Below are 22,903 nucleotides of genomic sequence, written 5' to 3'. Positions count from 1 at the left end.
GGCATCCGGGGCCCGCCGCTCGCGCCCGGATACGCAGAGCGGGCGGCTCCCGGGAGGGAACCGCCCGCGTGGAAGTGCGGATGCGTCAGATGACGCCCTGCTCCAGCATCGCGTCGGCGACGCGCTCGAAGCCGGCGATGTTGGCGCCCGCGACGTAGTCGCCGGGGACGCCGTAGCGCTCCGCGGCCTGGAACGATGCGTCGTGGATGTCGGCCATGATGTCGCGCAGGCGCTGCTCGCTGTCGGCGAAGCTCCAGCGCTGACGCGCCGCGTTCTGGCTCATCTCCAGCGCAGAGGTCGCGACGCCGCCGGCGTTCGCGGCCTTGCCCGGGGCGAACAGCACGCCGGCCTGCTGGAAGACCCCGACGGCCTCGGGGGTCGAGGGCATGTTCGCGCCCTCGGCGACGGCGCGGACGCCGTTCGCGACGAGCATCCGCGCGGAGTCCTCATCGAGCTCGTTCTGCGTCGCCGACGGCACGGCGATGTCGACCGGGACCTCCCAGACGTTGCCGCCGTCGACGAAGGTCGCACCGGGGCGACGGTTCGCGTACTCGACGATACGGCCGCGCTCGACCTCCTTGATCTGGCGCAGCAGCGCCAGGTCGATGCCGGCCTCGTCGAGCACGTATCCGGTGGAGTCGGAGGCGGTGATGGCACGAGCACCGAGCTGCTGGGCCTTCTCGATCGCGTAGATCGCGACGTTGCCCGAGCCCGAGACAGCGACGCGCTTGCCCTCGAGGTTCTCGCCGTGCACGGCCAGCATCTCCTGCACGAAGAACACCGCACCGTAGCCGGTGGCCTCGGTGCGCACCTGCGCACCGCCCCAGCCCAGGCCCTTGCCGGTGAGGATGCCGGACTCGAAGCGGTTCGTGATCTTGCGGTACATGCCGAACAGGTAGCCGATCTCGCGGCCGCCGACGCCGATGTCACCGGCGGGGACGTCGGTGTGCTCGCCGATGTGGCGGAACAGCTCGTTCATGAACGACTGGCAGAAGCGCATGACCTCGGCCTCGCTCTTGCCGTGCGGGTCGAAGTTCGATCCGCCCTTGCCGCCGCCGATGCCCTGGCCGGTGAGCGCGTTCTTGAAGATCTGCTCGAAGCCGAGGAACTTGATGATCGAGATGTTCACCGAGGGGTGGAAGCGCAGTCCGCCCTTGTACGGGCCGAGCGCAGAGTTGTACTGCACCCGGTACCCGCGGTTGACCTGCAGCTTGCCGGAGTCGTCGATCCACGGCACCCGGAAGATGATCTGCCGCTCCGGCTCGACGAGGCGCTCGAGCACGCCCTTGTCGAGGTACTCCGAGCGGCGCTCCAGCACGGGGCCGATCGAGTGCAGGACCTCGTGCACAGCCTGGTGGAACTCCGGCTCGTTGGGGTTGAGCGTGCGCACGGCGTCGAAGACGGGCTGTGCGGCGGTGGAGAGCGGATGGAAGTCGGCTGTGGTCTCGATGGTCACGCGGGTGCTTTCTGAAAGGGGGATGAGGTCATGCGGGCGATCGTGTCGCGTGAAGGCTCGCCGGGTCGGGCGGAGTTTCACTGTACAACGACTGTTCGGGGGCCCTAGTTCCTGCGTCAGCCGGTGTTCTGCAGCCCGGCGGCCACTCCGCTGACGGAGAGCAGCAGCAGCCGCTGCAGTTCGGGCGATGCCACGGGCTCGGTGGTCGCGGTCGTGCGCAGCGCGCGCAGCGCCCGCAGCTGCAGCAGCGACAGCGCGTCCACGTAGGGGCTGCGCAGCTGCACGGCACGCTGCAGCACGGGCTTGTTCGCGAGCAGCCGGTCGCCGCCGGTCAGGCGGATCACCCAGTCCCTGGTGAGCTGGAGCTCGTCGAGCACCAGCTTCGCCAGATCGTCGCGGTCGCCGAGTGCGAGGTATTCACGGGCGATGCGCTCGTCGGTCTTCGCCAGGCTCATCGCCACGTTGTCGACCATCGTGTGCAGCAGCGGCCACTCGCGGTACGCCTCGACCAGGGCCTGCTCGTCGCCGACCGCCTGGAGCGCGGAGCCGAGGCCGAACCAGCCGGCCAGGTTGATGCGGGCCTGGGTCCAGGCGAACACCCACGGGATGGCGCGGAGGTCTTCGAGCGACTCGACGGACAGGCCGCGGCGTGCGGGGCGCGAGCCCAGCGCGAGCAGGCCGATCTCCTCCATCGGGGTGACGGTGGCGAACCAGGGCGCGAAGCCCTCCGCCGCCACCAGCGAGAAGAACCGGTCGCGCGAGGCGGTGTCCATCACGTCGGCGATGTGCGCGAAGCGGGACGCCGCACTGCTGGTGCGCTCCTCGACGGTCGGCGAGGACGCCAGCAGCGTCGCCGCGGCGACCTGGTCGATGTGACGCATCGCGATCGCAGGCTCGCCGTAACGGGCGAAGATCACCTCGCCCTGCTCGGTGAGTTTGAACCGGCCGTCCACGGAGTGCGGCGGCTGCGCGAGGATCGCGGAGTTCGCCGGGCCGCCGCCGCGGCCGAGTGCACCGCCGCGGCCGTGGAAGAGGGTCAGCTCGATGCCGGACTCCTTCGCCCACGAGGCGATCTCGCGCTGCGCCTCGTAGAGCGCGAGGTTCGCGGCCACCGGGCCGACGTCCTTCGACGAGTCGGAGTAGCCGAGCATGACCTCGAGCCGGTTCCCGGTCTCGGCCAGGCGCGCCTGGAACTCTGGGGTGGCGACCGCCGTGGTCATGATCCCCGGCGCGGCCTTCAGGTCGGCGAAGGTCTCGAACAGCGGGACGACGTCGAGCACCGGGGCATCCGCGCCGAGCGCGTAGTGCGCGAGCCGGTGCACGTTCGCGAGGTCCTCGGCCGACTGCGTGAACGAGACCACGTAGCGCCCGGCGGCGCGCAGCCCGTAGCGCTTCTGGATCTCGGCGATCGCACGGAACACCTCGAGGACTTCCTCGGTCTGTGCGCCGATCGGCCCGCCGGCGTCCAGCTCGGCGAGCGCCTGCCGGTGCACCTTCGAGTGCTGACGCACCTCGAGCTCCGTGAGGTGGAAGCCGTACGTCTCGACCTGCCAGATCAGGTGCTGCACGCCGCCGAAGGCGTGGCGCCTGGCGCCGGCATCCGCCAGCGACGCCTGCACGGCGCGCAGGTCGGCGAGCAGCTCCTCGGGCGCGCCGTAGGCGCCGCGGCTCTCGTGCCGGGTGGCGCGCACGCGGTGCGCGAGCACCAGCAGCACCCGCCGGTGCGGCTCGGCGGGGGAGCGGGTGGCGACCTCCTCGGCGAGTTCGGGGTCCTCCTGGGCGAAGGCATCCCAGATCGCCTGCACCTCGGCGCTCGGCGGCGTGTCCTCGGCGTCCAGCGTGAGCGTGCGCCCGATGCGCTCGATGGCGCGCTCCAGGCCGCGCAGCACATGGTCGGAGGCGATCGCGGATGCCTCGCGCGTGACGGACGAGGTCACGAACGGGTTGCCGTCGCGATCACCGCCGACCCATGAGCCGATCCGCACGAACGACGGCACGACAGGCGCGGAGTCGCCGGACTCCTCGCCGCGCAGGTCGTCGTCGATGCGACGGTAGATGTGCGGCACGGTCGTGAACAGCGTCTCGTCGAACACGCTCATCACCGTGCGCACCTCGTCGGTGGGCGTCGGCTTCTGCGCGCGCAGCGGCGCCGTGCGCCACAGGGTGTCGACCTCTTCCAGCATCCGGCGCAGAGCGCGGCGCTGCTCGGAGCCCCCCTCGCTGGTCGCGTCGTGCTGGGTGAGCAGCTCGGCGAGGCGACGGATGCTGCCGGACACGGCCCGTCGGCGCGCCTCGGTCGGGTGCGCGGTGAAGACCGGGTGGAAGCGCAGCCCCGCCAGACGGCGGCGTGCCTCCTCCTCGCCGACCTCGGCGCGCAGCCTCGCGAAGGCGGTCGCGACGGTGTCGGCGGCGGCCTCGCGGCCCGGCTTGCCGGCGCGTTCGCGCAGGATACGCACGCGCTGGTGCTCCTCGGCGAGGTTCACCAGGTGGAAGTAGCAGGTGAACGCCCGCGCCACCTCGTCGGCGCGCTCGACCGTGAACTCGTCCGCGATCTCGGCTGCGCGGCGGAACGCGGCATCCGATTCCTCGTCGTACGCCTGAATGGTCGCCAGGCGCAGCCGCTCGACGTCCTCGAACAGGCCAGGCGTGCCGGACTCGCGCAGCACTTGGCCGAGCAGTCCGCCCAGCAGGCGCACGTCAGCGCGCATCTCTTCGGGAATGCCGCTGGACGCCTCGAATCGGGTGATGACGCGGATGGCCTCTGTGGGGGTGGGCTCGGGGGTCATTCTTCGAGAGTATCCCGGCGCGAACAGCCCTCCCGACCGCGTGACATCCGGTCGGGATGAGAGCATGGAGGGGATGCGCATCTCGGTGAAGGCTCTTCGCGGACAGCAGTTCCCCGCCGTGCTCCTGCTCGTGGCAGCGGGTCTCGGACTCCTGCTGGCCAACCTGCCCACGCACGATTCGATCGCGGAGGTGCTGAACTTCCACATCGGGGTGCCCGGCACCGACATCGATCACTCGATCTCGGACTGGATCGCAGACGGTCTGCTCGCGATCTTCTTCCTCATGGTGGCGATCGAACTTCGTCACGAGCTCACGCATGGCGAGCTGGACAGCCTGCACAAGGCCGCGCAGCCCGCGGTCGCGGCGGCCGGCGGGGTGCTGGTGCCGATCGCGATCTACCTGCTGATCGCCGGCGGCCCCGAGACCGCAGCCGGATGGCCGATCCCGACCGCCACCGACATCGCCTTCGCGCTCGGCGTGCTCGCCATGTTCGGCCGGGGGCTTCCCTCGGGCGTGCGGGTGTTCCTGCTGGCGCTCGCGATCCTGGACGACATCATCGGCATCATCTTCATCGCCGTGCTGTTCGCGCACGACGTGCAGTGGGGGCTGTTCCTGCTCGCGGTCGTCGCCGTGGGCGCGTTCGCGATCCTGAGCCGGATGCTGGGTCGCAGCGGCCACTGGTTCATCGCGGTGCTCATGATCGTCGTGGGTGTGGCGACCTGGGTGCTCGTGTCGGAGTCCGGCGTGCACGCCACGATCGCGGGCGTGATGCTGGGTCTCGTCATGTCGCCCGAGCCCGCCGAGCGCACTCGGCATGCGCTCGAGCCGTGGGTGAACGGCATCATCCTGCCGGTGTTCGCGTTCGCCGCGGCGTTCGTCGTGATCCCGCAGCTCGGTGGTGAGGGACTGTCTCCGGCGTTCTGGGCGATCCTCATCGCGCTGCCGGTGGGCAAGGTCATCGGCATCACGCTGTTCGGCTGGATCGCGATGCGGTTCCGGCCGCGCGGCCAGACGCCCGCGTTGGTGCTGCCCGACCTGATCGCGGCGGGTGTGCTCGGCGGCATCGGCTTCACGGTGTCGCTGCTGCTGGCCAACCTCGCCTTCGCGTCCGATCCCGGTGTCCGCGATCAGGCGATCCTCGGCGTGCTGGGTGGGTCGCTCATCGCCCTGGTCCTCTCCGGCATCGTCGTCTCCGCGCGTGCCCGCCACTACCGGAGCGTCGCGTCATGACCGACCCGCTGCGGGATGCCGCAGAGGTCATGCGCCGGGTGCGGGCCGATTGCCCGTGGTCGCAGCGCATCACCCATCGGGACCTCGTGCCGTATCTGATCGAGGAGGCGCACGAGGTCATCGACGCCGTCGAGAACGGCACCGCGGACGAGCTGCGTGAGGAGCTCGGCGACCTGCTCTGGCAGGTGCTGTTCCACGCCGCGATCGCCGCTGAAGTGTCGGAGTACGACATCGACGACGTCGCACGCGGCCTGACCGAGAAGATGGTGCGCCGGCATCCGCACGTGTTCGGCGACGCGGTGGCGACGACCCCCGAAGAGGTGCTCGTGCACTGGAACGCCGCGAAGGCGGCGGAGAAGCGCGAGCGGCGCAGCGTGCTCGACGGCGTGCCCCGTGGGATGCCCGCACTGGCGCTTGCACAGAAACTGCTCGGACGGGCGTCCGCCGTCGTCCCGGAGTCTGAGCGCCCTTCAGCCGGCGTTCCGGTCCCTGAGCGAGCGGAGCGAGACGAAGGGCGCTCAGAGACGGCGACGGGTCTGCGAGTCGAAGGACCGGCATCCGAGGCCGAACTGGGCGACGCCCTGCTCGCGCTCGTCGCACACGCCCGTGCCAACGGCTGGGATGCCGAGCGCGCACTGCGCGAGCGGCTGCGCCTGCTCGAGGACGAGGTCCGCGCCGCGGAGTCCGGAGCCTGACCCGACGTCGCCAGTCGTCAATCGGATCAGCGTGCGCGGACGGTCATCGGTCCGCGTCGCTCACGCTTTGACCCGCTGGGCGACTCAATACGTGAGCGTGCGGGCGATGACGGGAAGTCAAGCGACACGAGCCGGGTGCGTCGGCACCCAGTAGCGGCGTTTGACGCCGCGAGTGTCCTCGTACACGCCGCCGTTGCGCTCGATCGTGCGTGCGGAGCCGATGTTGTCCTCGTCGCAGGTGATCAGCACGCGATCGAGTCCGAGTGCGGATGCCTCGCCGAGGGCGTCGTGCAGCGCGCGGGCGGCGTGTCCCTGGTGGCGCCGCGATGGGCGGATCGAGTAGCCGATGTGCCCGCCGTACTCGTGCAGGAACTCGTTCAGAGTGCGCCGCAGCGCGAGGAAGCCGATCCACTCGCCGGCGTCATCGACGATCCAGAACCAGGAACTGTGCACCCGGCCGGGCAGCAGCGGCACCGACTCGTCCGCCTCCTCCTCGAGCATCGTCAGCCACTCGGCGTAGCCCGCCGCGGTGAGCACCGGTGTGCGTGGCTCGCGGTTGCCGTGGAAGCCCGAGCCCGCGAGCTCCGCCGAGTCCGGTCCGCCGTACTCCTCGACGAGTTCCACCCATTCGGCGAAGCGGTCGCGGGACGGCAGGATCAGTGGCATCCGTCCATTCTGCTGCTTCTCGATCCCGCTGCGATGCCGGGGGCGACAGCTCGCCGGCGCAGACCTGGAAAGATGGATGTGTGGCAACCGTGAACCCGCCGCGCGGCATGCGCGACTTCCTCCCCGCTGACAAGGCCCGTCGCGAGCGTGTGCTCGCCGTCATCCGCGAGCGCTACCGCGCCCACGGCTTCGACGAGATCGAGACGCCCGTGGTCGAGGAGTACGACCGACTGCATGCCGGGATCGGCGGCGACAACGAGAAGCTCTCCTACAACATCCTGCGCCGCGGTCTCGACGCCGATGCGATCAGGAAGGGTGCCGACGACCCTGCAGCGCTGAGCGATCTCGGCCTGCGCTACGACCTCACCGTGCCGCTGGCACGGTTCTACGCGAGCAACCGCGGTCAGCTGCCCACGGTGTTCCGGTCGATCCAGATCGGTCCGGTCTGGCGCGCGGAGCGCCCGCAGAAGGGGCGTTACCGCCAGTTCGTGCAGTGCGACATCGACATCATGGGCGACGACTCGGCACGTGCTGAGGCCGAGCTCATGACCGCCTCACTCGACACGATCGACGCACTCGGCCTCGAGGGCGGCATGGTGCGCGTGAACGACCGTCGCGTGCTCGACTGGATGCTGGACTCGTTCGGCTTCTCGATCGATGAGCGCCCCGGTGTGCTGATCACGATCGACAAGATGGACAAGGTGGGCGCAGACGGCGTCGTCGACGAGCTCGCCGCGCGTGGCGCGACCCCCGTGGCAGTCGAGGCGCTGAACGCCTTCCTGCACCGCGTGCAGACCATGGAGTACAACCCCTACGGCGAGCGTCAGATCCAGAAGGCGCTCCCGGCGGATGCTCCCGACGATCTCGTCGCCGAACTCGTCTCCCTCGGCGACGCGGTCGCCGCAGCGCGCCCGGGTGCGGGGGAGGTGCCGCTGGTCTTCGACCCGTTCCTCGTCCGCGGCATGGGCTACTACACCGGCACGATCTTCGAGCTCGCGCACCCCTCGGTGGACTACTCGCTCGGCGGGGGAGGCCGTTACGACGGCATGATCGGCCGGTTCCTCGGCCAGCAGGTGCCGGCGGTCGGCTTCTCCATCGGCTTCGAGCGGATCGTCGACCTCGTGGCATCCCTCGAGACGGACGCCTCGGAGTCGGTCGTCCTCGTGCACGACGCCGATGTGCCGCTGCCCGAGCTGCTCGCCCATAAGGCCGCGCTCGTCGCGGACGGCGGACGAGTGCGCCTGGAGCGCCGCACCAAGAACCTCAAGGCCCTGCTCGAGCGGGCATCCGCCGACGGCTACACCGCCTTCGCGACGGTGCGCGCCGGAGACGAGCCCGGCTCGCTCGAGGTCAAGTCCCTGAGCTGACGCCGGCGAGTGTTCCGTTCTGATCACGCCGCGCGTGGCGGGCGTTCGCGTGCCATATGGTCACTCTCAACATGGTCGCTCTCAACGAGGCGAATTCGGACCGGAGGCAACATGGAAAGTCACGTCGGATCGCTGCCCGGCGATCGTCGTTCGGGTCGAGCCCGCTCGACGCTGAGGGGGATCGCTCCCTTGGCGATCGTCACGGTGCTCTTCGCCACGGGGTGCACGGCCGGAGTACCCGCAGCATCGCCGGCGACGACGGCGGCTGAATCCCCGACGCCGGTGTCTCCGACCCCTGCGGTTCAGGAGAAGGTCCTGATCACTCTGACGGCGCTCCGGGTGGAGGAGGGCGGGGTGGAACGCGAGTATCCGCTTGCCGAGGGAGAACAGGTCGTCGAGCTGTTCTCGTCGCTCGGAGGAGCGCCGACGAAGGAGCCGTTCGAGGGTCCCTACGGAAGTGAGGGCGGGACGAGATACGGCTGGCCCGGAGTCATCGTCTCGGTCCTCGATGCCGATGGCGCCGCCTCTCTCGTCATCGAGGCTCGGACGATCGGCGACGCGTCGATCGCGACAGCCGAGGGGCTGGCTCCCGGCGCCACTCGTGAGCAGGCGAAGTCCGCCGGCGCGTTCGACGGGCCGGATGCGGACGACGACGGCGTCGCCGATCTTCTCGGCGTCCAGCCCCATGAGGTTCCGGGCACCGTCTCGCTCGTGGATCCGGGGAAGCCGGGGATCGACTACGTCGGTCTGGTCCTGGACGGCGACACCGTGACGAAGATCCTGCTACCGGCGAACGATTACGCGGACATCTGAACGAGGCATCAGAACGAGACTGCACGCTCCGGCCCAGGCGTGGAGCGTGCAATCTCGAGGTCAGGCCTCCTGGCTGTACGAGGCTGCCCACTCGGCGACGCGCCGGGCGCTCTCCTCTTCGCTGATGTCCTCGACCCGGGTCATGATCGACCACCGCACCCCGAACGGGTCGCGGATGCTGGCGAAGCGATCGCCCGACACGAAGTCGGATGCCGGTTCCCGCACGGTCGCGCCGGCCGCGACGGCCTTCTCGACCACCCCGTCGACGTCGGGCACGTACAGCCCCATCGAGTAGCAGTCGTCCTCGCCTGACGGCGGGGCGATCAGGTTGTACGCGGGGTTCGGCTCGCCCAGCTGCAGCAGTCCTGCCCCGAAGTCGAGCCCCGCGTGCGCCACGACCCCCTCGAACTCGGTCACGTCGGTGACGCGTGCGCCGAAGACGTCGCGGTAGAACTCCATCGCGGCCCGCGCGTTCGTGATGGCGAGGAACGGCGTGAGCGAGGTCGCGGTGTTCGGTCGGCCGTTCGTGGTGTGCTCTCCGGTCGCGCCGGTTCTGATGTCGGTGTCCATGCCGACCACGGTACGGACGCCCGGATGCAGGGCGCTTGAAGATCCGCGACAACCTCGCCGTTACGCTGAGCGGATGGTCGATCCCACCCGTGGCGTGCTCTACCCGGCGAGACTTCCCGAGTTCCATCGCCTCCCTTCCCCGCCGGAGATCACGGACCTCGCCGTGTGGTTCTGGATCCCGGAGTGGGACATCCAGCCCGGCCGATCATCCCGCCAGGACGTCGTCGCCTATCCCGCGCTGAACCTCGTCGTCGAGCCGAACGGCGTCTCGCTGGTCGGCGCCACCACGCGGGCGTCCCACCGCGACCTCACCGGCCGCGGCTGGGCGGTCGGCGCACTGCTGAAGCCCGCCGCCGTCGCCGCGCTCACGGACTCCCCGGCATCCGTCCTCGATCAGGAGGTCCCTCTTGCCGAGCCCGCGCTGCACGAGGCCGTCGCCGCGGCGATGGCGAGCGGCGACGGACACCGGGAGCGCGCGGTCGCCGTGCTCTCGCACTGGCTGCGCGAGAGGGCGGGTGAGCCGGCGGATGCCGCGCGGCAGGCGAACCTCGCCGCCGACCTGCTGATGGCGAGTGATGTGCGCTCGCCGGAGGAGGCGGCGGCACGCCTCGCGGTCTCCGTGCGAACGCTGCAGCGGCTGCTGCATCGTCACGTCGGGCTCCCGCCGGCGGCGATGATCCGCCGCCGGCGTCTGCAGGAGGCTGCCGAGCGGGTGCGCACCGATCCGGCGGTCGAACTCGCGACGGTCGCCGCGGAGTTCGGCTATGCCGACCATGCCCACCTCACCACGGTCTTCCGCAGCGTGCTCGGCTTCACGCCGTCGGCCTACCGGGCGGCCTCCCGGCCCTGAGCCGGAGCGCGACGAAGCGCCCCGCGAAGCCCAGCAGCAGCACGCCGACGCCGATCAGTGAGGCGAGCGGCGGCAGGGTGCTCACCAGCACCACGCATCCGATCGCGCCGAGCACCTGCAGCGCCCGCGGGTATCGCCGGGCGTCGCCGCGCTGCAGCAGGGCGGACATGTTCGCCAGCAGGTAGTAGAGCAGAACGCCGAACGAGGAGAACCCGATGGCGCCGCGCAGGTCGGCCACCAGCACCACGGCGATCACCACGAGACCGATCGTGATCTCGGCCCGTCGCGGCACCTGCCGGCGCGGATCGACCACTGCCAGCGCGCGCGGCAGATCGCCCTCGCGCGCCATCGCCAGGGACGTGCGACCGATGCCGGTGATCAGGGCGAGCAGCGCCCCGAGAGCCGCCGCGGCCGCGGTCGCCCGCACGACCGGCGCGAGAGCGGGCAGCCCAGACGCGCGTACGACCTCGGCGAGCGGCGCGCTCGTCCCGATCGCGTCGCCGCCGAGCACGAGCAGCACGACGACGCCGATGAGCGCGTAGACGACGACCACGCCGCTGAGCGCGATGGTGATCGCTCTCGGGATGGTGCGGGCGGGGTCTCGCACCTCTTCGCCCATGGTCGCGATCCGGGCATAGCCCGCGAAGGCGAAGAACAGCAGGCCGGCCGCCTGCAGCACGCCGTACGCACCGACGTCGGGCAGGGGAGCAGGAGCCGCGGCATCCGCTCCGGCGACACCCGTCGCGACGACGACCGCGAGGCCGACCAACGACGCGACGACGAGGATGCGGGTGAGCAGCGCCGTGCGCGTGACGCCGAAGCAGTTCACCGCGACGAGCGCGGCGACGGCGACGACGGCGACGGGCACCTGCCAGCCGGCGGGCGCCGCATATGCGGCGAAGGTCAGTGCCATCGCCGCGCAGCTGGCCGTCTTGCCGATCACGAAGCACCAGCCCGCGGCGAAGCCGGCCCAGGGGCCGATCTCGGCGCGCGCGTACGCGTAGGTGCCACCCGAGACCGGATGCACCGCCGCGAGCTGCGCCGAGGAGGTGGCGTTGCAGAACGCCACCACGGCGGCGACGGCCAGTGCGAGCAGAAGCCAGGGCCCCGCCGCGCCGATCGCCGGTCCCCACACCGAGAACACGCCCGCGCCGATCATCGATCCGGCGCCGATGGCGACGGCATCGGTCAGCGTCAGGCGGCGGGCGAGCGGCATCCGTCCATCGTGGCACCGCGGGGTGAACGACAGGTGACGCCCCTTCCCCGTGTCCGCGGCACTCGCTAGCCTCGCGGGATGGATGAGGAACCCACTGTCGAGCAGCATCTGGACGGGAAGTCACCGGAGGTCGTCGCGCTCTACGACCGCTTCATCGAGCTGGCGGAGGAGTGCGGGCCGTTCATCTACTCGGTCAACAGATCCGCGATCACCATCAAGGGCACCCGCCGCGGGTTCGCGGGAGTGGTTCCAGGCAAGGGGCATCTGCGCGGCTTTCTCGATCTGCCACGCGCGATCGGATCGGATCCCCGCATCCGGCGCTCGGCTCCCTACGAGAGCAGGCTGTTCGTGAACTACTTCCGCGTCACGTCGCTCGACGAGCTCGACGAGACGTTCGCGCAGTGGCTGGCCGAGGCCTATGAAGTGGGCCGAGGTGCGCATCTGGCCGGCCCGAGGCAGAGGTGAGGGCGCTCAGCCGCGGGCCTCGGTGACGCGACGCTTCTCGCGCACGTACACCTCGCGGCGCACCCGGGCCACGACATCGCCCTCGCGGTCGGTGATCTCGGTCTCGAACCACTCGAGCACCTTCGCGCCTCCACGGGCGCGCTCGCGCAGTTCCTCGGCCTTCTCCTTCGGCACGGAGAACTCCGCGGTGAGCACTCCGCGGCCGGGCTTCACGAACTCGATCTCACCGCGGGTGTCCCAGACGACGTGATCGCGACCCAGCTGGTGCATCACCAGCATGAAGAAGTACGGATCGGTCATCGCCGACATCGATCCGCCGAATGCCGTCTTGACGTAGTTGCGGGTGAACACGTTCACGTGCAGCTCGACGGTGGCGTGCGTCCAGTCGTCGGAGAACCGCCGCACCCGGATGCCGCTGAACAGGTTGGGGATCCACAGGGACATCCCCAGGGCGAGTCGTCGAGGAGTGATGCGCATCGCGTCAGTCTGCCGGGCTGCCTCGCGCAGACCCCGATCCGCTGGATCATCTCGACAAAAGTTGTTCTAGTTGTCATAGAATAAGTGCGCAGAAGGGGGTGGGCATGCTGATCCGGATCGATCCCGAGAGCTCCAGGCCGCTGTTCGAGCAGATCGCGGCATCCGTGCGCGGCGAAGTGCTCGCCGGGCGGCTGCGCGTCGGCGACCGCCTGCCGGCCGCCCGCGAGGTCGCCGATGCGATCGACGTGAACGTGCACACCGTGCTGCGGGCCTATCAGGAGTTGCGCGCCGAGGGGCTGGTCGACCTGCGCCGCGGACGGGGGGCAGTGGTCGCCGCGACCGCGGAGCCTCTCGCCGAGCTCGCCGACGACATCACCGACCTGGTGCGCCGCGGCGCGCGCCTCGGCCTCACGCCCGCGACCATCGCCGCACTCATCAAGGAGACGACGCCATGACCGAACAGCCCGCAGACCGTCACGTCGCCGCCGTGCCCGCGCCCGACCTGCGCCGCGCGCGCCGCGCCCTGGTGCTGGTCGGAGTCGTCGCGCCGGTCGTGGTCACCGCGATCGCCACCGGCCTGATCCTCGCCTGGCTGCCCGAGCTTCCGAACCCGGCCGCCACGCACTGGGGCGTGAACGGCGTGAACCGATTCGGCGCGCCGAACACCTACCTCTGGCTGGCGATCGGCATCGGGCTCGGACTGCCGCTTCTGCTCGTGCTCAGCACGCTCGCGATCGCGCGCCGGCAGTGGGGCGGCGCTGCGCGCCTGCTCGGCGCGATGGCGCTCGGGCTCTCCGGCTTCAGCGCCGTGATCAACGCCGGCTCCGTGGCGATCCAGCGCGGCATCCAGGATGCTGCGCAGGTCGGCGGCATCGGCGGCATCGTCATCCTCGGCTTCGTCGTGCTGCTCGTCCTCGGCGCTGCGGGCTGGTTCCTGCAGCCGCACGTCCACCCGACCCCGGCCGCACCGCTGAAGCCGGTGCACCTGGCCTCCATCTCGGCCGGCGAGCGGGTCGTCTGGATGGCGACGGCGACGATGTCGCGGGTCGCGATGATCATCATCGGGATGGCGGTGCTCCTCGTCGTGGGACTCACCGCAGTGATGGTGGTGCAGGCATCGGAGGCGGCGTGGATCCCCGTGCTGACGCTGCTCATCATCGGCCTCGCGTTCGCGTCCTCCGCCTCGTTCCGCGTGAAGGCCGGCCCCGACGGGCTGTCCGTCCGCTCGCAGATCGGCGTGCCCCGCACGAACGTCCCACTCGACGAGATCGTCTCTGTGCGCGCCGTCGAGTGCCATCCCTTCGGCGAGTTCGGCGGCTTCGGCTGGCGCCTCGGGCTGGACGGCCGCACCGGTATCGTGCTGCGCACCGGCCCCGCCATCGAGGTGGAGAGGCGGGACAGGCGCCCACTGGTCGTGACTGTCGACGGGGCCGAGGTCGGTGCCGCCGTGCTGCAGGCCTACCTCGACCGCGCCGGACGCCCGGCGCCGCAGAGCACGACCGAAGGAGACGCATCATGACCGCACAGGACCCCGCCGCTGGCGAGCCGGATGCCCCGGTGCGGATCGCTCCCGGTCCGATCATCGCGTACGTGCTGCTCGCCTGCGGACTCGCGTGGCTGCTGGCACTTCCGCTCTGGCTCGGCGACGGCCTCGCCGCCCCGTTCGCCGGTCTGCTGCTGCCCGTGATCATGTACACCCCGGCCGCCGCCGTGGTGATCGTGATGCTGGTGATGCGCCCGGTGCCGCGCGGGCAGCGCCTGCGCTTCCTCGGTATGTGGCCGCTGCGCCCGGCCTCACGCGTGATCTGGATGAGCGTCATCTCGCTTTTCGGCACCGTCGCTGTCGTGGTGCTCGCCATGCTGATCGCGATCGCCTTCGGATGGATGACGCCCGACTTCGTGAACCTGTCCGGGTTCGCGGAGACGGTCCAGGCCGGTCTCCCGGCAGGCGTGGCACTGCCCTCGCCCTGGATCCTCGTCGCCGCGCAGATGGCGTCGCTTCCGATCGCCGCGGCGACGATCAACGCACTCGCCGCCTTCGGCGAGGAGCTCGGCTGGCGAGGATTCCTCGTCCCGGCGCTGCGCCGCTACGGCACCTGGACCGCGCTGCTGGTGAGCGGGGCGATCTGGGGACTGTGGCACGCGCCGATCATCCTGCTCGGCTACGACTTCGGGCGCACCGACATCCTCGGCGTGCTGCTGATGGTGGGCGGATGCATCGCGGTCGGGGTGCTCTTCGGCTGGACCAGGCTGCGCACCGGATCGATGTGGCCCGCGGTGTTCGCGCACGGTGCGCTGAACGCCGCCGCGGGCCTGCCGATCGTGTTCCGTGCCGCCGGCGCCCCGTTCGACCCGGCGCTCTCGATCGTGCTCGGCGTCTCCGGCTGGATCGCCTGCGCGATCGTCGTCGTGGTCCTGCTGCTGACCGGGCAGTTCCGGAAGCAGCCGGCTCTGGCGGCCGCCAAGGCTTGACGCCCCCGAGGCGGGCGGGTTGGCTGAGAGCATGGAACCCACCCCGCAGAACTGGCGTACCGCCGACGACTACCTCTCCGAGACGCTGGTCGGGCACGACCCCGCTCTCGCGGCCGCGCTCGCCGCACAGCAGGACGCGGGGATGCCGGCGATCGAGGTCGCCCCGGTCTCGGGCAAGCTGCTGAACCTGCTGGTGCGGATCAGCGGCGCCCGCCGGGTGCTCGAGATCGGCACGCTGGGCGGGTACTCCACGATCTGGATGGCCCGTGGTGTCGGCGAGGACGGACGGGTCGTCACCGTCGAGGCGGAGGCGGAGAACGCCGCCGTCGCCCGCGCGAGCATCGATGCGGCCGGCGTGGGCGAGCGGGTCGACATCCGCATCGGCCGCGCCGCCGATGTGCTGCCGACTCTGGTCGGCGGGTTCGATCTCGTGTTCGTCGACGCCGACAAGGAGTCCAACACGATCTATCTGGACTGGGCGGCGAAGCTGGGCCACCCGGGCACGGTCGTGGTGCTCGACAACATCGGCCGCGACGGCGAGATCTCGAACGCGCACAGCTCCGACTCGATGGTGATCGGCACGCAGGAGGCGCTGCGGATGCTGGGTGAGGATCCGCGCTTCGACGCCACGGCGCTGCAGACCGTCGGCCTGAAGGGCTGGGACGGCGTCGCGATCGCACTCGTGGTCTGAGACGTCGTGGTCTGAAACGTCCTCGGTGCGCCGACGGCGCACGGCTAGACTGGGCCGCGGACCGACGCCGCTCCAACACCCCCATTTCCTCTAGCAAGGAGCTCTTCCGTGGCATTGATCGAGGCTGTAGGCGCTCGCGAGATCCTGGACTCGCGTGGAAACCCGACCGTCGAGGTGGAGGTGCTCCTCGATGACGGCATCGTGCAGCGCGCTGCCGTCCCCTCCGGTGCATCCACCGGAGCCTTCGAGGCGTACGAGTTGCGCGACGGCGACAAGAGCCGGTACGGCGGCAAGGGCGTGCTGAAGGCCGTCGAGGCCGTCATCGATGAGCTCGGCCCCGCCATCGAGGGCGTCGAGGCGAGCGAGCAGCGCGTGATCGACGAGATCCTGATCGACGTGGACGGCACCGACAACAAGAGCCGCGTCGGCGCGAACGCCATCCTCGGCGTCAGCCTCGCGGTCGCGAAGGCCGCCGCCGACTCGGCCGACCTGCCCCTGTTCCGCTACCTGGGCGGCCCGAACGCGCACCTGCTGCCCGTGCCGCTGTTCAACGTGATCAACGGCGGCTCGCACGCCGACAACGGCATCGACATGCAGGAGTTCTTCCTCGCACCGATCGGCGCCGACACCTTCTCCGAGGCGCTGCGCTGGGGCACCGAGGTGTACCACGTCCTGAAGGGCGAGCTGAAGGCCGCCGGCTTCGCGACCGGCCTCGGCGACGAGGGCGGCTTCGCCCCCGACCTGCCCAGCAACCGCGAGGGCCTCGAGTTCCTCGTCAAGGCGATCGAGAAGGCGGGCTTCACGCCCGGCACCGACATCGCGCTGGGCCTGGACGCCGCCGCCACCGAGTTCTTCAACGAGGGCGTGTACCGCCTCGACAACAAGGACTGGGACGCCGCCGCGCTCACCGAGTACTACGTCGGCCTGGTGAACGACTTCCCGATCGTGACGATCGAGGACGCCCTCGCCGAGGACGACTGGGACGGCTGGAAGGCCCTCACCGAGAAGCTCGGCTCGCAGATCCAGCTCGTCGGCGACGACCTGTTCGTCACCAACCCGGAGCGCCTGCAGAAGGGCATCGACCTGGGCACGGCGAACTCGCTGCTGGTGAAGGTGAACCAGATCGGCACGCTCTCCGAGACGCTCGACGCGATCAACCTCGCGCACCGCTCGGGCTACACCACGATGCTCTCGCACCGCTCCGGCGAGACCGAGGACACCACGATCGCCGACCTCGTCGTCGCCGTGAACTCGGGCCAGATCAAGAGCGGCGCGCCCGCTCGTTCGGAGCGCGTCGCGAAGTACAATCAGCTTCTGCGCATCGAGGAGGAGCTGGGCGATGCCGCGGTCTTCGCGGGCCGTTCCGCCTTCCCGCGTTTCAAGGGCTGATCAGCCGATCCCATACTGCTGAACGACGAAAGGGGAGCCCATGTCCAGACGACCGGCTCCCCTTTCGCCGTCCTCGACGAGCGCGTCCCCGAAGGCGGCTCCCCAGAAGCCCGCCAGGACGGATGCCGCGAAGCCCGCAGCATCCAGTCGCGAAGCGCGCGAGCGGCGCGGCACGCGCAGCCGTCGCGTCGACGTGGGGGAGTGGACCAGCGGCATCCGGCTGTCGGCCTTCTCCGCCATCATGCTGTCGCTCGTCGTGCTGGGCGCGTGGGTGCTGGTGCCGAGCCTCGGCACCTACCTCGACCAGCGGCAGAAGATCGCCGCCGTCGAGGCATCTGTGCAGGTCACCGAGGAGCAGATCGCCGCGCTCGAGCAGGAGCGCGAGCGCTGGAACGATCCGGCCTACATCAGCACGCAGGCGCGTGAGCGGCTGTACTACATCAAGCCGGGCGAGGTGCCCTACCTCGTCGACAACGACCTCGATCCCGCGGCGCTGCCGAAGGAGCAGGTCCCGGTGAGCGACGAGCTGGTCGAGCGCAAGGCCGACTGGATGCCGCAGCTGCTGCGAAGCATCGCCGGTGCGGGTCTCGCCAAGAACGTGGTGGAGGCGCCCGCCCGCTGAGCCGCGCCCTCGGGGTTCGCCCAGGCGCCCTCCTCTACGCTGGACGGGTGACGACTCCGCCCTTCGCCGCCCCCACGCCCGCCGAGATCGCGGTGGTCTCCGCGCAGCTGGGCCGCCCGGCACGCGGCGTGGTGGGCATCGCCGCCCGCTGCGTGTGCGGCAACCCGACCGTGGTCGCCACCTCGCCGCGGCTGGACGACGGCTCTCCGTTCCCCACGTTCTACTACCTCACGCATCCCGCCGCGACGGCCGCGATGTCGACGCTCGAGGCCGAGCACGTCATGCCCGAGCTCGCCGCGATGCTCGAGGACGAAGAGGTCGCCGCACAGTACCTGCGCGCGCACGAGGCCTTCCTGGCCGATCGTGCACAGTTCGGCGACGTGCCCGAGATCGCCGGCGTGTCCTCCGGCGGCATGCCCACGCGCGTCAAGTGCCTGCACGCCCTCGCCGGGCACGCCCTCGCGGCCGGCCCCGGAGTGAACCCCATCGGCGATGCCGCGCTGGCGCGCTCGAGCTGGTCGCCCGAGCGCTGCGCGTGCGCCTCACCGGGAGCTGCGCGCGGAGACGCCGCCGGATGAGGCACACCAGGATGCTGCGCGGCATCGTCGCGATCGCGACGGTGGCGGCATCCCTCACCCTGCTGGCCGTCGCCCCCGCGTCCGCTGTGACCCCGGCACCCGAGCCCGAGGTCGCTACGCCTGCCCCCTCTCCGCCGCCCGTCGCCGACGATCCGAAGGACCCGGTCCGGGCCGCCGAGTACTGGCTCGACGGCGCTCGCATCCGTGAGGCCTGGGGAACCACCCGAGGCAAGGGCTCGACGATCGCCATCATCGACACCGGCATCGGACGTCCGCCGGGCACCTTCGACGGGGCAGTCGCCGACGGCACCGACGTGTCGGGCAGCGGAACGCCGGACGGACGCACGCCGCTGGGCACCAAGGACAAGAACCACGGAACCTGGGTGGCGTCGCTCGCCGGAGCCCGTGGCACGAAGGAGGGCACCGGCATGATCGGCGTCGCTCCGGAGGCGAAGCTGCTCTCGATCTCGATCGGCTTCGAGGCCGCGGCCGTGGTGCCGTTCACCGAGCAGATCGCGAAGGCCATGCGCTGGGCGGTCGACCACGGCGCCGACGTGATCAACCTGTCGCTCACGACGAACACGCTGGACTGGGACGAGAGCTGGGACGACGCGTTCCTCTACGCGTTCAAGCACGACGTGGTCGTGGTCGTCGCTGCGGGCAACCGCGGCAGTGGGACCTCGATCGTCGGCGCCCCGGCGACGATCCCCGGTGTGCTCACCGTGGGCGGCGTGGACCAGCACGGCAACGCGTCCGTGGAGGCGTCCACGCAGGGCATCACGATCGGCATCTCCGCGCCCAGTGAGGGCCTGCAGGGCGTCTCGGCCGACGGGACGGTCGTCACCTGGGACGGCACCAGCGGTGCCGCGCCGATCGTGGCGGGGGTGGCGGCACTGGTGCGCTCCGCGCATCCCGACCTGGATGCCGCGAACGTGATCAACCGCATCATCAAGACGGCGATCCCCGTGCCAGGCGTGAAGAAGCTCCCCGATCCGCTCTACGGCTACGGCCTGCTCGACGCACAGGCCGCGGTGACGGCGTCGGTGCCGAAGGTCTCCGCGAACCCGATGGGCGACCTCGAGGAGTGGATCCGGCTGTACCGTCGTGCGAAGAGCGACCCGGCGCCCGAGCCCACCGTGACGCCGATCGCGGTGCCGCCGCTGCCTGCGGCCGATGCGCCGACGAAGCCGGGTTCCCCTCTGCTTCCGAGCGCTGAATCGCTGCGGTACGGTACCCTGCCGCTTCTCGCGCTCACCGTACCTGGTATCCTGGTCGGGCTTGGCGTCACCGCAGCTGCCCGGCGCATCCGTTCGGCGCGCGATCGACGCGCGCCTTCCCCATGACGACGAGGAGTTGTCCCTCTGTGCCTGAGAATCGCACTGTCCCCAAGATTCTGATCGTCGGTGGTGGTTACGCGGGCTTCTACACCGCGTGGAAGCTCGAGAAGCACCTCCGCAAGGGCGAAGCGGATGTGACCATGGTCGATCCCCTGCCGTACATGACGTACCAGCCCTTCCTGCCCGAGGTCGCGGCCGGCTCGATCGAGGCGCGCCACGCTGTGGTCGCGCATCGTCGTCACCTGAAGCGCACCAACGTCATCACCGCGAAGATCACCGGCATCGATCACGCCAACAAGGTCGCCACGATCACCCCGCCGGTGGGCGACCCGTACGAGTTCGCCTACGACCAGATCGTCGTCACCGCCGGCGCCGTCTCGCGCACGTTCCCGATCCCGGGCATCGCCGACAACGCGATCGGCCTGAAGACGATCGAAGAGGCTGTCGCCGTGCGCGACAAGCTCATGTCGAACTTCGACAAGGCCGCGTCGGTTCCGGCCGGTCCCGAGCGCGACCGCCTGCTGACCACGGTCGTCGTCGGTGGTGGCTTCGCCGGCATCGAGGCGTTCGCAGAGCTCCGCTCGCTGGCGTCCGCCCTCGTCGCGAAGTACCCGCAGCTGTCGTTCGAGGACACGCACTTCCACCTCATCGAGGCGATGGGGCGCATCATGCCCGAGGTCTCGCTGAAGACCAGCGAGTGGGTCCTGAAGGACCTCGCCAAGCGCGGTGCCAACGTGCACCTCGACACCCAGGTCACCGGCGCCGTCGACGGCAACGTCGAGCTCTCCACCGGCGAGGTCATCCCGACCGACCTGATCATATGGACCGCCGGTGTCATGGCGAACCCGACCGTAGTGCGCGGCGGCGACCTGCCCGTCGAGGAGCGCGGTCGCATCCGCACCCGCGCCGACCTGCGCGTGGGCACCCCCGAAGAGGTCGTCGAGGGAGCTTGGGCTGCCGGTGATGTCTCGGCCGTCCCCGACCTGACCGGTGGCGGCGTCGGCGGCTACTGCGTGCCGAACGCCCAGCACGCCGTGCGACAGGCGAAGCTGCTCGCGAAGAACCTCGTGGCCGTGCTGCGCGGCGAGGGCACGAAGGACTACTTCCACAAGAACCTCGGCGCCGTCGCCGGGCTCGGCCTCTACAACGGTGTCTTCCAGTCCGGCAAGATCGCGCTGAAGGGCTTCCTCGCCTGGGTCGCGCACCGCGGCTACCACGGCCTGGCCATGCCGTCGTGGGAGCGCAAGTGGCGCGTGCTGTGGGGCTGGTGGCACAACCTGTGGCTCGGCCGCGACATCGTCAACCTCGAGACCGTGCAGAACCCGCGCTACGTCTTCGAGGAGTTCGCCGCCCGCCCGCGTCCGGCGGCGGATGCCCCGGCTCCGACGCCCGCGAAGGCTCCGGAGAAGCCGGCCGCTGAGAAGCCGGCCGCCAAGACCGAGGCGGCGGCGGATGCCGCTGCCGACGACAAGGCGACCGTCGCGGCTCCCGCTGCGGAGAAGCCGGCCGCGAAGAAGCCCGCTGCTCGCAAGCCCGCCGCCAAGCGTCGTACTGAGCCTGCCGAAGTGAAGCCGGCCGCGCCGAAGGTCTCGGCCGACGCGGCGGCCGCGGACGACGCGACGGTGGAGGCTCCGGCCAAGAAGACGGCAGCTCGGAAGCCCGCCGTCAAGAAGGCCACTTCCGCCGCGAAGTGAACTGATCGTCAGAACGCCCCGGTCCGCGAGGACCGGGGCGTTCTGCGTGCCGTGGGGATGCCGGGGCCGGGTGCTAGGGTGACCCGCATCCGCGCGGCATCGCGATGCGGACATCGAGAGGTGCGACATCGTGCCGCGCCGATGAACGGAGGGCCCATGTCCGAAGAGCGCATCGACGTCAACCCGCTGCATCGGCGTGCGGGTGATGCCAGATCGGTGGACAAGAATCGGCTCCCGGAGCGCAGCATGGATCCGCTCAGCGCCTACCACATCGTCCGCGACGAGACGATGCTCGACGGCAATGCGCGCCTCAATCTCGCGACCTTCGTCACCACATGGATGGACGACGAGGCGCAGCGGCTGTACTCCGAGGCGTTCGACAAGAACATGATCGACAAGGACGAGTATCCGCAGACCGCGGCCATCGAGGGGTACTGCCAGCGGATGATCGCGGAGCTGTGGCACGCCCCGGATCCGGCGTCCGCCCCCGCGACCTCGACCGTCGGGTCGTCGGAGGCGTGCATGCTCGCGGGGATCGCCCTGAAGCGGAGATGGCAGGAGCGGCGCCGTGCGGCGGGAGCGGACGCGGGCAGACCGAACCTCGTCATGTCCAGCGCCGTGCAGGTGTGCTGGGAGAAGTTCTGCAACTACTTCGAGGTCGAGCCGAGGTACGTGCCGATCAGTGCGGAGCATCCGGTCCTGGACGGAGAGATCCTGGGCGGATACGTGGACGAGAACACGATCGGCGTCGTCGCGATCCTCGGCGTCACCTACACCGGCGCCTACGAGCCCGTCGCGGAGATCCAGGCCGCGCTGGACGCGATCGAGTCCGAACGCGGCCTGGACGTGCCCATCCATGTCGATGCGGCGTCCGGCGGTATGGTCGCGCCGTTCCTGGACCCGGACCTGGAGTGGGACTTCCGGCTGCCGAGAGTGGCCTCGATCAACACCTCGGGCCACAAGTACGGGCTGGTGTACCCGGGGCTCGGATGGGCCGTGTGGCGGGATGCAGCGGCCCTGCCGGAGTCGATGGTGTTCCGGGTCAGCTACCTGGGCGGTGACATGCCGACGCTCGCGCTGAACTTCTCCCGTCCGGGAGCGCAGGTGCTGCTGCAGTTCTACCTGTTCCTCCGACTCGGGCATGAGGGTTATGCGGAGGTGCAGGCCGGATCCCGCTCCGTCGCGGTCTACCTCGCCGAGGGAATTCAGGCTATGGACGCGTTCGAGCTGATCAGCGACGGCACCACCATCCCGGTGTTCGCCTGGCGGCTCGCAGACGGGCACTCCGGCGCATGGACGCTGCACGACCTCTCGGATCGGCTGCGGATGCGCGGCTGGCTGGTGCCCGCGTACCCGATGCCGGCCGACCTCGAGCAGGTCATCGTGCAGCGCATCGTGATCAGGAACGGTGTGACCAGGGATCTTGCGGAATCGCTGCTGTCCACGATCCGTGAAGAGGTGGCCTTTCTGGAATCCCTGGATGCCCCGCTGCCGCGATCGACGAGGGGCGACGGGTTCCGGCACTGAA

General features: G+C 70.3%; 22 protein-coding genes. 16 read left to right on the top strand and 6 right to left on the bottom strand.

Annotated features, from left to right (window positions below; all coding sequences use genetic code 11):
• Window positions 1–85 precede the first annotated feature (85 nt).
• Complete coding sequence (gene gdhA, locus ACFVAE_RS06055; protein ID WP_378890518.1) at window positions 86–1,450, bottom strand: NADP-specific glutamate dehydrogenase; 1,365 nt, start codon at window positions 1,448–1,450, stop codon at window positions 86–88.
• A gap of 122 nt (window positions 1,451–1,572) precedes the next feature.
• Window positions 1,573–4,242, bottom strand: a complete 2,670-nt coding sequence (locus ACFVAE_RS06050; RefSeq protein ID WP_378889103.1) for a phosphoenolpyruvate carboxylase — start codon at window positions 4,240–4,242, stop codon at window positions 1,573–1,575.
• A gap of 73 nt (window positions 4,243–4,315) precedes the next feature.
• Here ACFVAE_RS06050 and nhaA point away from each other — a divergent pair, with 73 nt between their 5' ends.
• Window positions 4,316–5,473 (top strand): Na+/H+ antiporter NhaA, encoded by a 1,158-nt coding sequence (nhaA, locus tag ACFVAE_RS06045; protein ID WP_378889100.1) that lies wholly within the window; start codon window positions 4,316–4,318, stop codon window positions 5,471–5,473.
• Window positions 5,470–6,168, top strand: a complete 699-nt coding sequence (locus tag ACFVAE_RS06040) for a MazG family protein (RefSeq protein WP_378889097.1) — start codon at window positions 5,470–5,472, stop codon at window positions 6,166–6,168. Before nhaA ends, ACFVAE_RS06040 begins: the two co-directional genes overlap by 4 nt.
• 117 nt (window positions 6,169–6,285) lie before the next feature.
• On the opposite strand, the gene ACFVAE_RS06035 is transcribed toward ACFVAE_RS06040, so the two are convergent.
• Window positions 6,286–6,834 carry a GNAT family N-acetyltransferase gene (locus ACFVAE_RS06035; protein WP_378889094.1) on the bottom strand — a complete coding sequence of 183 codons (549 nt, stop codon included), beginning with the start codon at window positions 6,832–6,834 and terminating at the stop codon, window positions 6,286–6,288.
• A gap of 107 nt (window positions 6,835–6,941) precedes the next feature.
• On the opposite strand from ACFVAE_RS06035, the gene hisS reads away from it, so the two are divergent.
• Both hisS and ACFVAE_RS06025 read left to right on the top strand, forming a co-directional pair.
• Entirely contained in the window at window positions 6,942–8,201 is a 1,260-nt protein-coding gene (hisS, locus tag ACFVAE_RS06030) for a histidine--tRNA ligase (RefSeq protein WP_378890515.1), read from the top strand.
• 189 nt (window positions 8,202–8,390) lie between these two features.
• Window positions 8,391–9,014, top strand: a complete 624-nt coding sequence (locus ACFVAE_RS06025) for a hypothetical protein (protein WP_378889091.1) — start codon at window positions 8,391–8,393, stop codon at window positions 9,012–9,014.
• Between the two features lie 60 nt (window positions 9,015–9,074).
• Here ACFVAE_RS06025 and ACFVAE_RS06020 read toward each other — a convergent pair whose 3' ends face one another.
• Complete coding sequence (locus ACFVAE_RS06020; protein WP_378889088.1) at window positions 9,075–9,584, bottom strand: VOC family protein; 510 nt, start codon at window positions 9,582–9,584, stop codon at window positions 9,075–9,077.
• 73 nt (window positions 9,585–9,657) lie between these two features.
• Here ACFVAE_RS06020 and ACFVAE_RS06015 point away from each other — a divergent pair, with 73 nt between their 5' ends.
• Entirely contained in the window at window positions 9,658–10,434 is a 777-nt protein-coding gene (locus tag ACFVAE_RS06015; protein WP_378889085.1) for a helix-turn-helix domain-containing protein, read from the top strand.
• Here the strand turns inward: ACFVAE_RS06015 and ACFVAE_RS06010 are convergent.
• Window positions 10,397–11,650: an APC family permease gene (locus tag ACFVAE_RS06010; protein ID WP_378889082.1), complete on the bottom strand. Its 1,254-nt coding sequence runs from the start codon at window positions 11,648–11,650 to the stop codon at window positions 10,397–10,399. The two genes, ACFVAE_RS06015 and ACFVAE_RS06010, sit on opposite strands and share 38 nt — an antisense overlap.
• 78 nt (window positions 11,651–11,728) lie before the next feature.
• Between ACFVAE_RS06010 and ACFVAE_RS06005 the strand changes: the two genes are divergently transcribed.
• Window positions 11,729–12,115: a DUF5655 domain-containing protein gene (locus ACFVAE_RS06005; protein WP_378889079.1), complete on the top strand. Its 387-nt coding sequence runs from the start codon at window positions 11,729–11,731 to the stop codon at window positions 12,113–12,115.
• Between the two features lie 6 nt (window positions 12,116–12,121).
• On the opposite strand, the gene ACFVAE_RS06000 is transcribed toward ACFVAE_RS06005, so the two are convergent.
• Window positions 12,122–12,592 carry a DUF4442 domain-containing protein gene (locus tag ACFVAE_RS06000; protein ID WP_378889076.1) on the bottom strand — a complete coding sequence of 157 codons (471 nt, stop codon included), beginning with the start codon at window positions 12,590–12,592 and terminating at the stop codon, window positions 12,122–12,124.
• A gap of 104 nt (window positions 12,593–12,696) precedes the next feature.
• On the opposite strand from ACFVAE_RS06000, the gene ACFVAE_RS05995 reads away from it, so the two are divergent.
• From ACFVAE_RS05995 to ACFVAE_RS05950, 10 genes are all read left to right on the top strand, one after another.
• Window positions 12,697–13,047, top strand: a complete 351-nt coding sequence (locus ACFVAE_RS05995; RefSeq protein ID WP_378889073.1) for a GntR family transcriptional regulator — start codon at window positions 12,697–12,699, stop codon at window positions 13,045–13,047.
• A complete protein-coding gene (locus tag ACFVAE_RS05990) occupies window positions 13,044–14,111 on the top strand; it encodes a DUF1648 domain-containing protein (RefSeq protein ID WP_378889071.1) in 1,068 nt (355 codons plus the stop codon). The genes ACFVAE_RS05995 and ACFVAE_RS05990 overlap by 4 nt, the downstream gene beginning before the upstream one ends.
• A complete protein-coding gene (locus ACFVAE_RS05985) occupies window positions 14,108–15,064 on the top strand; it encodes a CPBP family intramembrane glutamic endopeptidase (protein WP_378889068.1) in 957 nt (318 codons plus the stop codon). Before ACFVAE_RS05990 ends, ACFVAE_RS05985 begins: the two co-directional genes overlap by 4 nt.
• Before the next feature lie 31 nt (window positions 15,065–15,095).
• Window positions 15,096–15,755, top strand: coding sequence for an O-methyltransferase (locus ACFVAE_RS05980; protein ID WP_378889066.1), 660 nt, complete (start codon window positions 15,096–15,098; stop codon window positions 15,753–15,755).
• Window positions 15,756–15,863: 108 nt separating this feature from the next.
• Entirely contained in the window at window positions 15,864–17,144 is a 1,281-nt protein-coding gene (gene eno / locus ACFVAE_RS05975; protein ID WP_378860049.1) for a phosphopyruvate hydratase, read from the top strand.
• Between the two features lie 40 nt (window positions 17,145–17,184).
• Entirely contained in the window at window positions 17,185–17,766 is a 582-nt protein-coding gene (locus tag ACFVAE_RS05970) for a septum formation initiator family protein (protein WP_378889063.1), read from the top strand.
• A gap of 47 nt (window positions 17,767–17,813) precedes the next feature.
• Window positions 17,814–18,344: a DUF501 domain-containing protein gene (locus ACFVAE_RS05965; RefSeq protein ID WP_378889060.1), complete on the top strand. Its 531-nt coding sequence runs from the start codon at window positions 17,814–17,816 to the stop codon at window positions 18,342–18,344.
• Window positions 18,341–19,687, top strand: coding sequence for a S8 family serine peptidase (locus ACFVAE_RS05960; RefSeq protein ID WP_378889057.1), 1,347 nt, complete (start codon window positions 18,341–18,343; stop codon window positions 19,685–19,687). The genes ACFVAE_RS05965 and ACFVAE_RS05960 overlap by 4 nt, the downstream gene beginning before the upstream one ends.
• A gap of 20 nt (window positions 19,688–19,707) precedes the next feature.
• Complete coding sequence (locus ACFVAE_RS05955; RefSeq protein ID WP_378889054.1) at window positions 19,708–21,375, top strand: NAD(P)/FAD-dependent oxidoreductase; 1,668 nt, start codon at window positions 19,708–19,710, stop codon at window positions 21,373–21,375.
• 156 nt (window positions 21,376–21,531) lie between these two features.
• The gene (locus ACFVAE_RS05950) at window positions 21,532–22,902 is read left to right on the top strand and encodes a glutamate decarboxylase (protein WP_378889051.1); all 1,371 of its coding nucleotides are present in this window, start codon (window positions 21,532–21,534) and stop codon (window positions 22,900–22,902) included.
• The last annotated feature ends 1 nt before the right edge of the window (window position 22,903 follow it).

Source organism: Microbacterium sp. NPDC057659, assembly GCF_042799915.1.
In the GTDB taxonomy this organism is placed as follows: Bacteria; Actinomycetota; Actinomycetes; order Actinomycetales; family Microbacteriaceae; genus Microbacterium.
The sequence above is the reverse complement of the archived record's forward strand: the minus strand, read 5'-3'. Positions and strand labels throughout refer to the sequence as shown.

Excerpts from the sequence above, each read along its gene's own strand:
- ACFVAE_RS05995 (WP_378889073.1), top strand. The coding sequence starts at position 12,697 with ATGCTGATCCGGATCGATCCCGAGAGCTCCAGGCCGCTGTTCGAGCAG.
- ACFVAE_RS06010 (WP_378889082.1), bottom strand. The coding sequence starts at position 11,650 with ATGCCGCTCGCCCGCCGCCTGACGCTGACCGATGCCGTCGCCATCGGC.
- ACFVAE_RS05980 (WP_378889066.1), top strand. The coding sequence starts at position 15,096 with ATGGAACCCACCCCGCAGAACTGGCGTACCGCCGACGACTACCTCTCC.
- hisS (WP_378890515.1), top strand. The coding sequence starts at position 6,942 with ATGCGCGACTTCCTCCCCGCTGACAAGGCCCGTCGCGAGCGTGTGCTC.
- ACFVAE_RS05970 (WP_378889063.1), top strand. The coding sequence starts at position 17,185 with ATGTCCAGACGACCGGCTCCCCTTTCGCCGTCCTCGACGAGCGCGTCC.
- ACFVAE_RS06005 (WP_378889079.1), top strand. The coding sequence starts at position 11,729 with ATGGATGAGGAACCCACTGTCGAGCAGCATCTGGACGGGAAGTCACCG.
- ACFVAE_RS05990 (WP_378889071.1), top strand. The coding sequence starts at position 13,044 with ATGACCGAACAGCCCGCAGACCGTCACGTCGCCGCCGTGCCCGCGCCC.
- ACFVAE_RS05950 (WP_378889051.1), top strand. The coding sequence starts at position 21,532 with ATGTCCGAAGAGCGCATCGACGTCAACCCGCTGCATCGGCGTGCGGGT.
- ACFVAE_RS06020 (WP_378889088.1), bottom strand. The coding sequence starts at position 9,584 with ATGGACACCGACATCAGAACCGGCGCGACCGGAGAGCACACCACGAAC.
- ACFVAE_RS05985 (WP_378889068.1), top strand. The coding sequence starts at position 14,108 with ATGACCGCACAGGACCCCGCCGCTGGCGAGCCGGATGCCCCGGTGCGG.
- ACFVAE_RS06015 (WP_378889085.1), top strand. The coding sequence starts at position 9,658 with ATGGTCGATCCCACCCGTGGCGTGCTCTACCCGGCGAGACTTCCCGAG.
- ACFVAE_RS06035 (WP_378889094.1), bottom strand. The coding sequence starts at position 6,834 with ATGCCACTGATCCTGCCGTCCCGCGACCGCTTCGCCGAATGGGTGGAA.
- ACFVAE_RS06000 (WP_378889076.1), bottom strand. The coding sequence starts at position 12,592 with ATGCGCATCACTCCTCGACGACTCGCCCTGGGGATGTCCCTGTGGATC.
- ACFVAE_RS05960 (WP_378889057.1), top strand. The coding sequence starts at position 18,341 with ATGAGGCACACCAGGATGCTGCGCGGCATCGTCGCGATCGCGACGGTG.
- nhaA (WP_378889100.1), top strand. The coding sequence starts at position 4,316 with ATGCGCATCTCGGTGAAGGCTCTTCGCGGACAGCAGTTCCCCGCCGTG.
- ACFVAE_RS06050 (WP_378889103.1), bottom strand. The coding sequence starts at position 4,242 with ATGACCCCCGAGCCCACCCCCACAGAGGCCATCCGCGTCATCACCCGA.
- ACFVAE_RS06040 (WP_378889097.1), top strand. The coding sequence starts at position 5,470 with ATGACCGACCCGCTGCGGGATGCCGCAGAGGTCATGCGCCGGGTGCGG.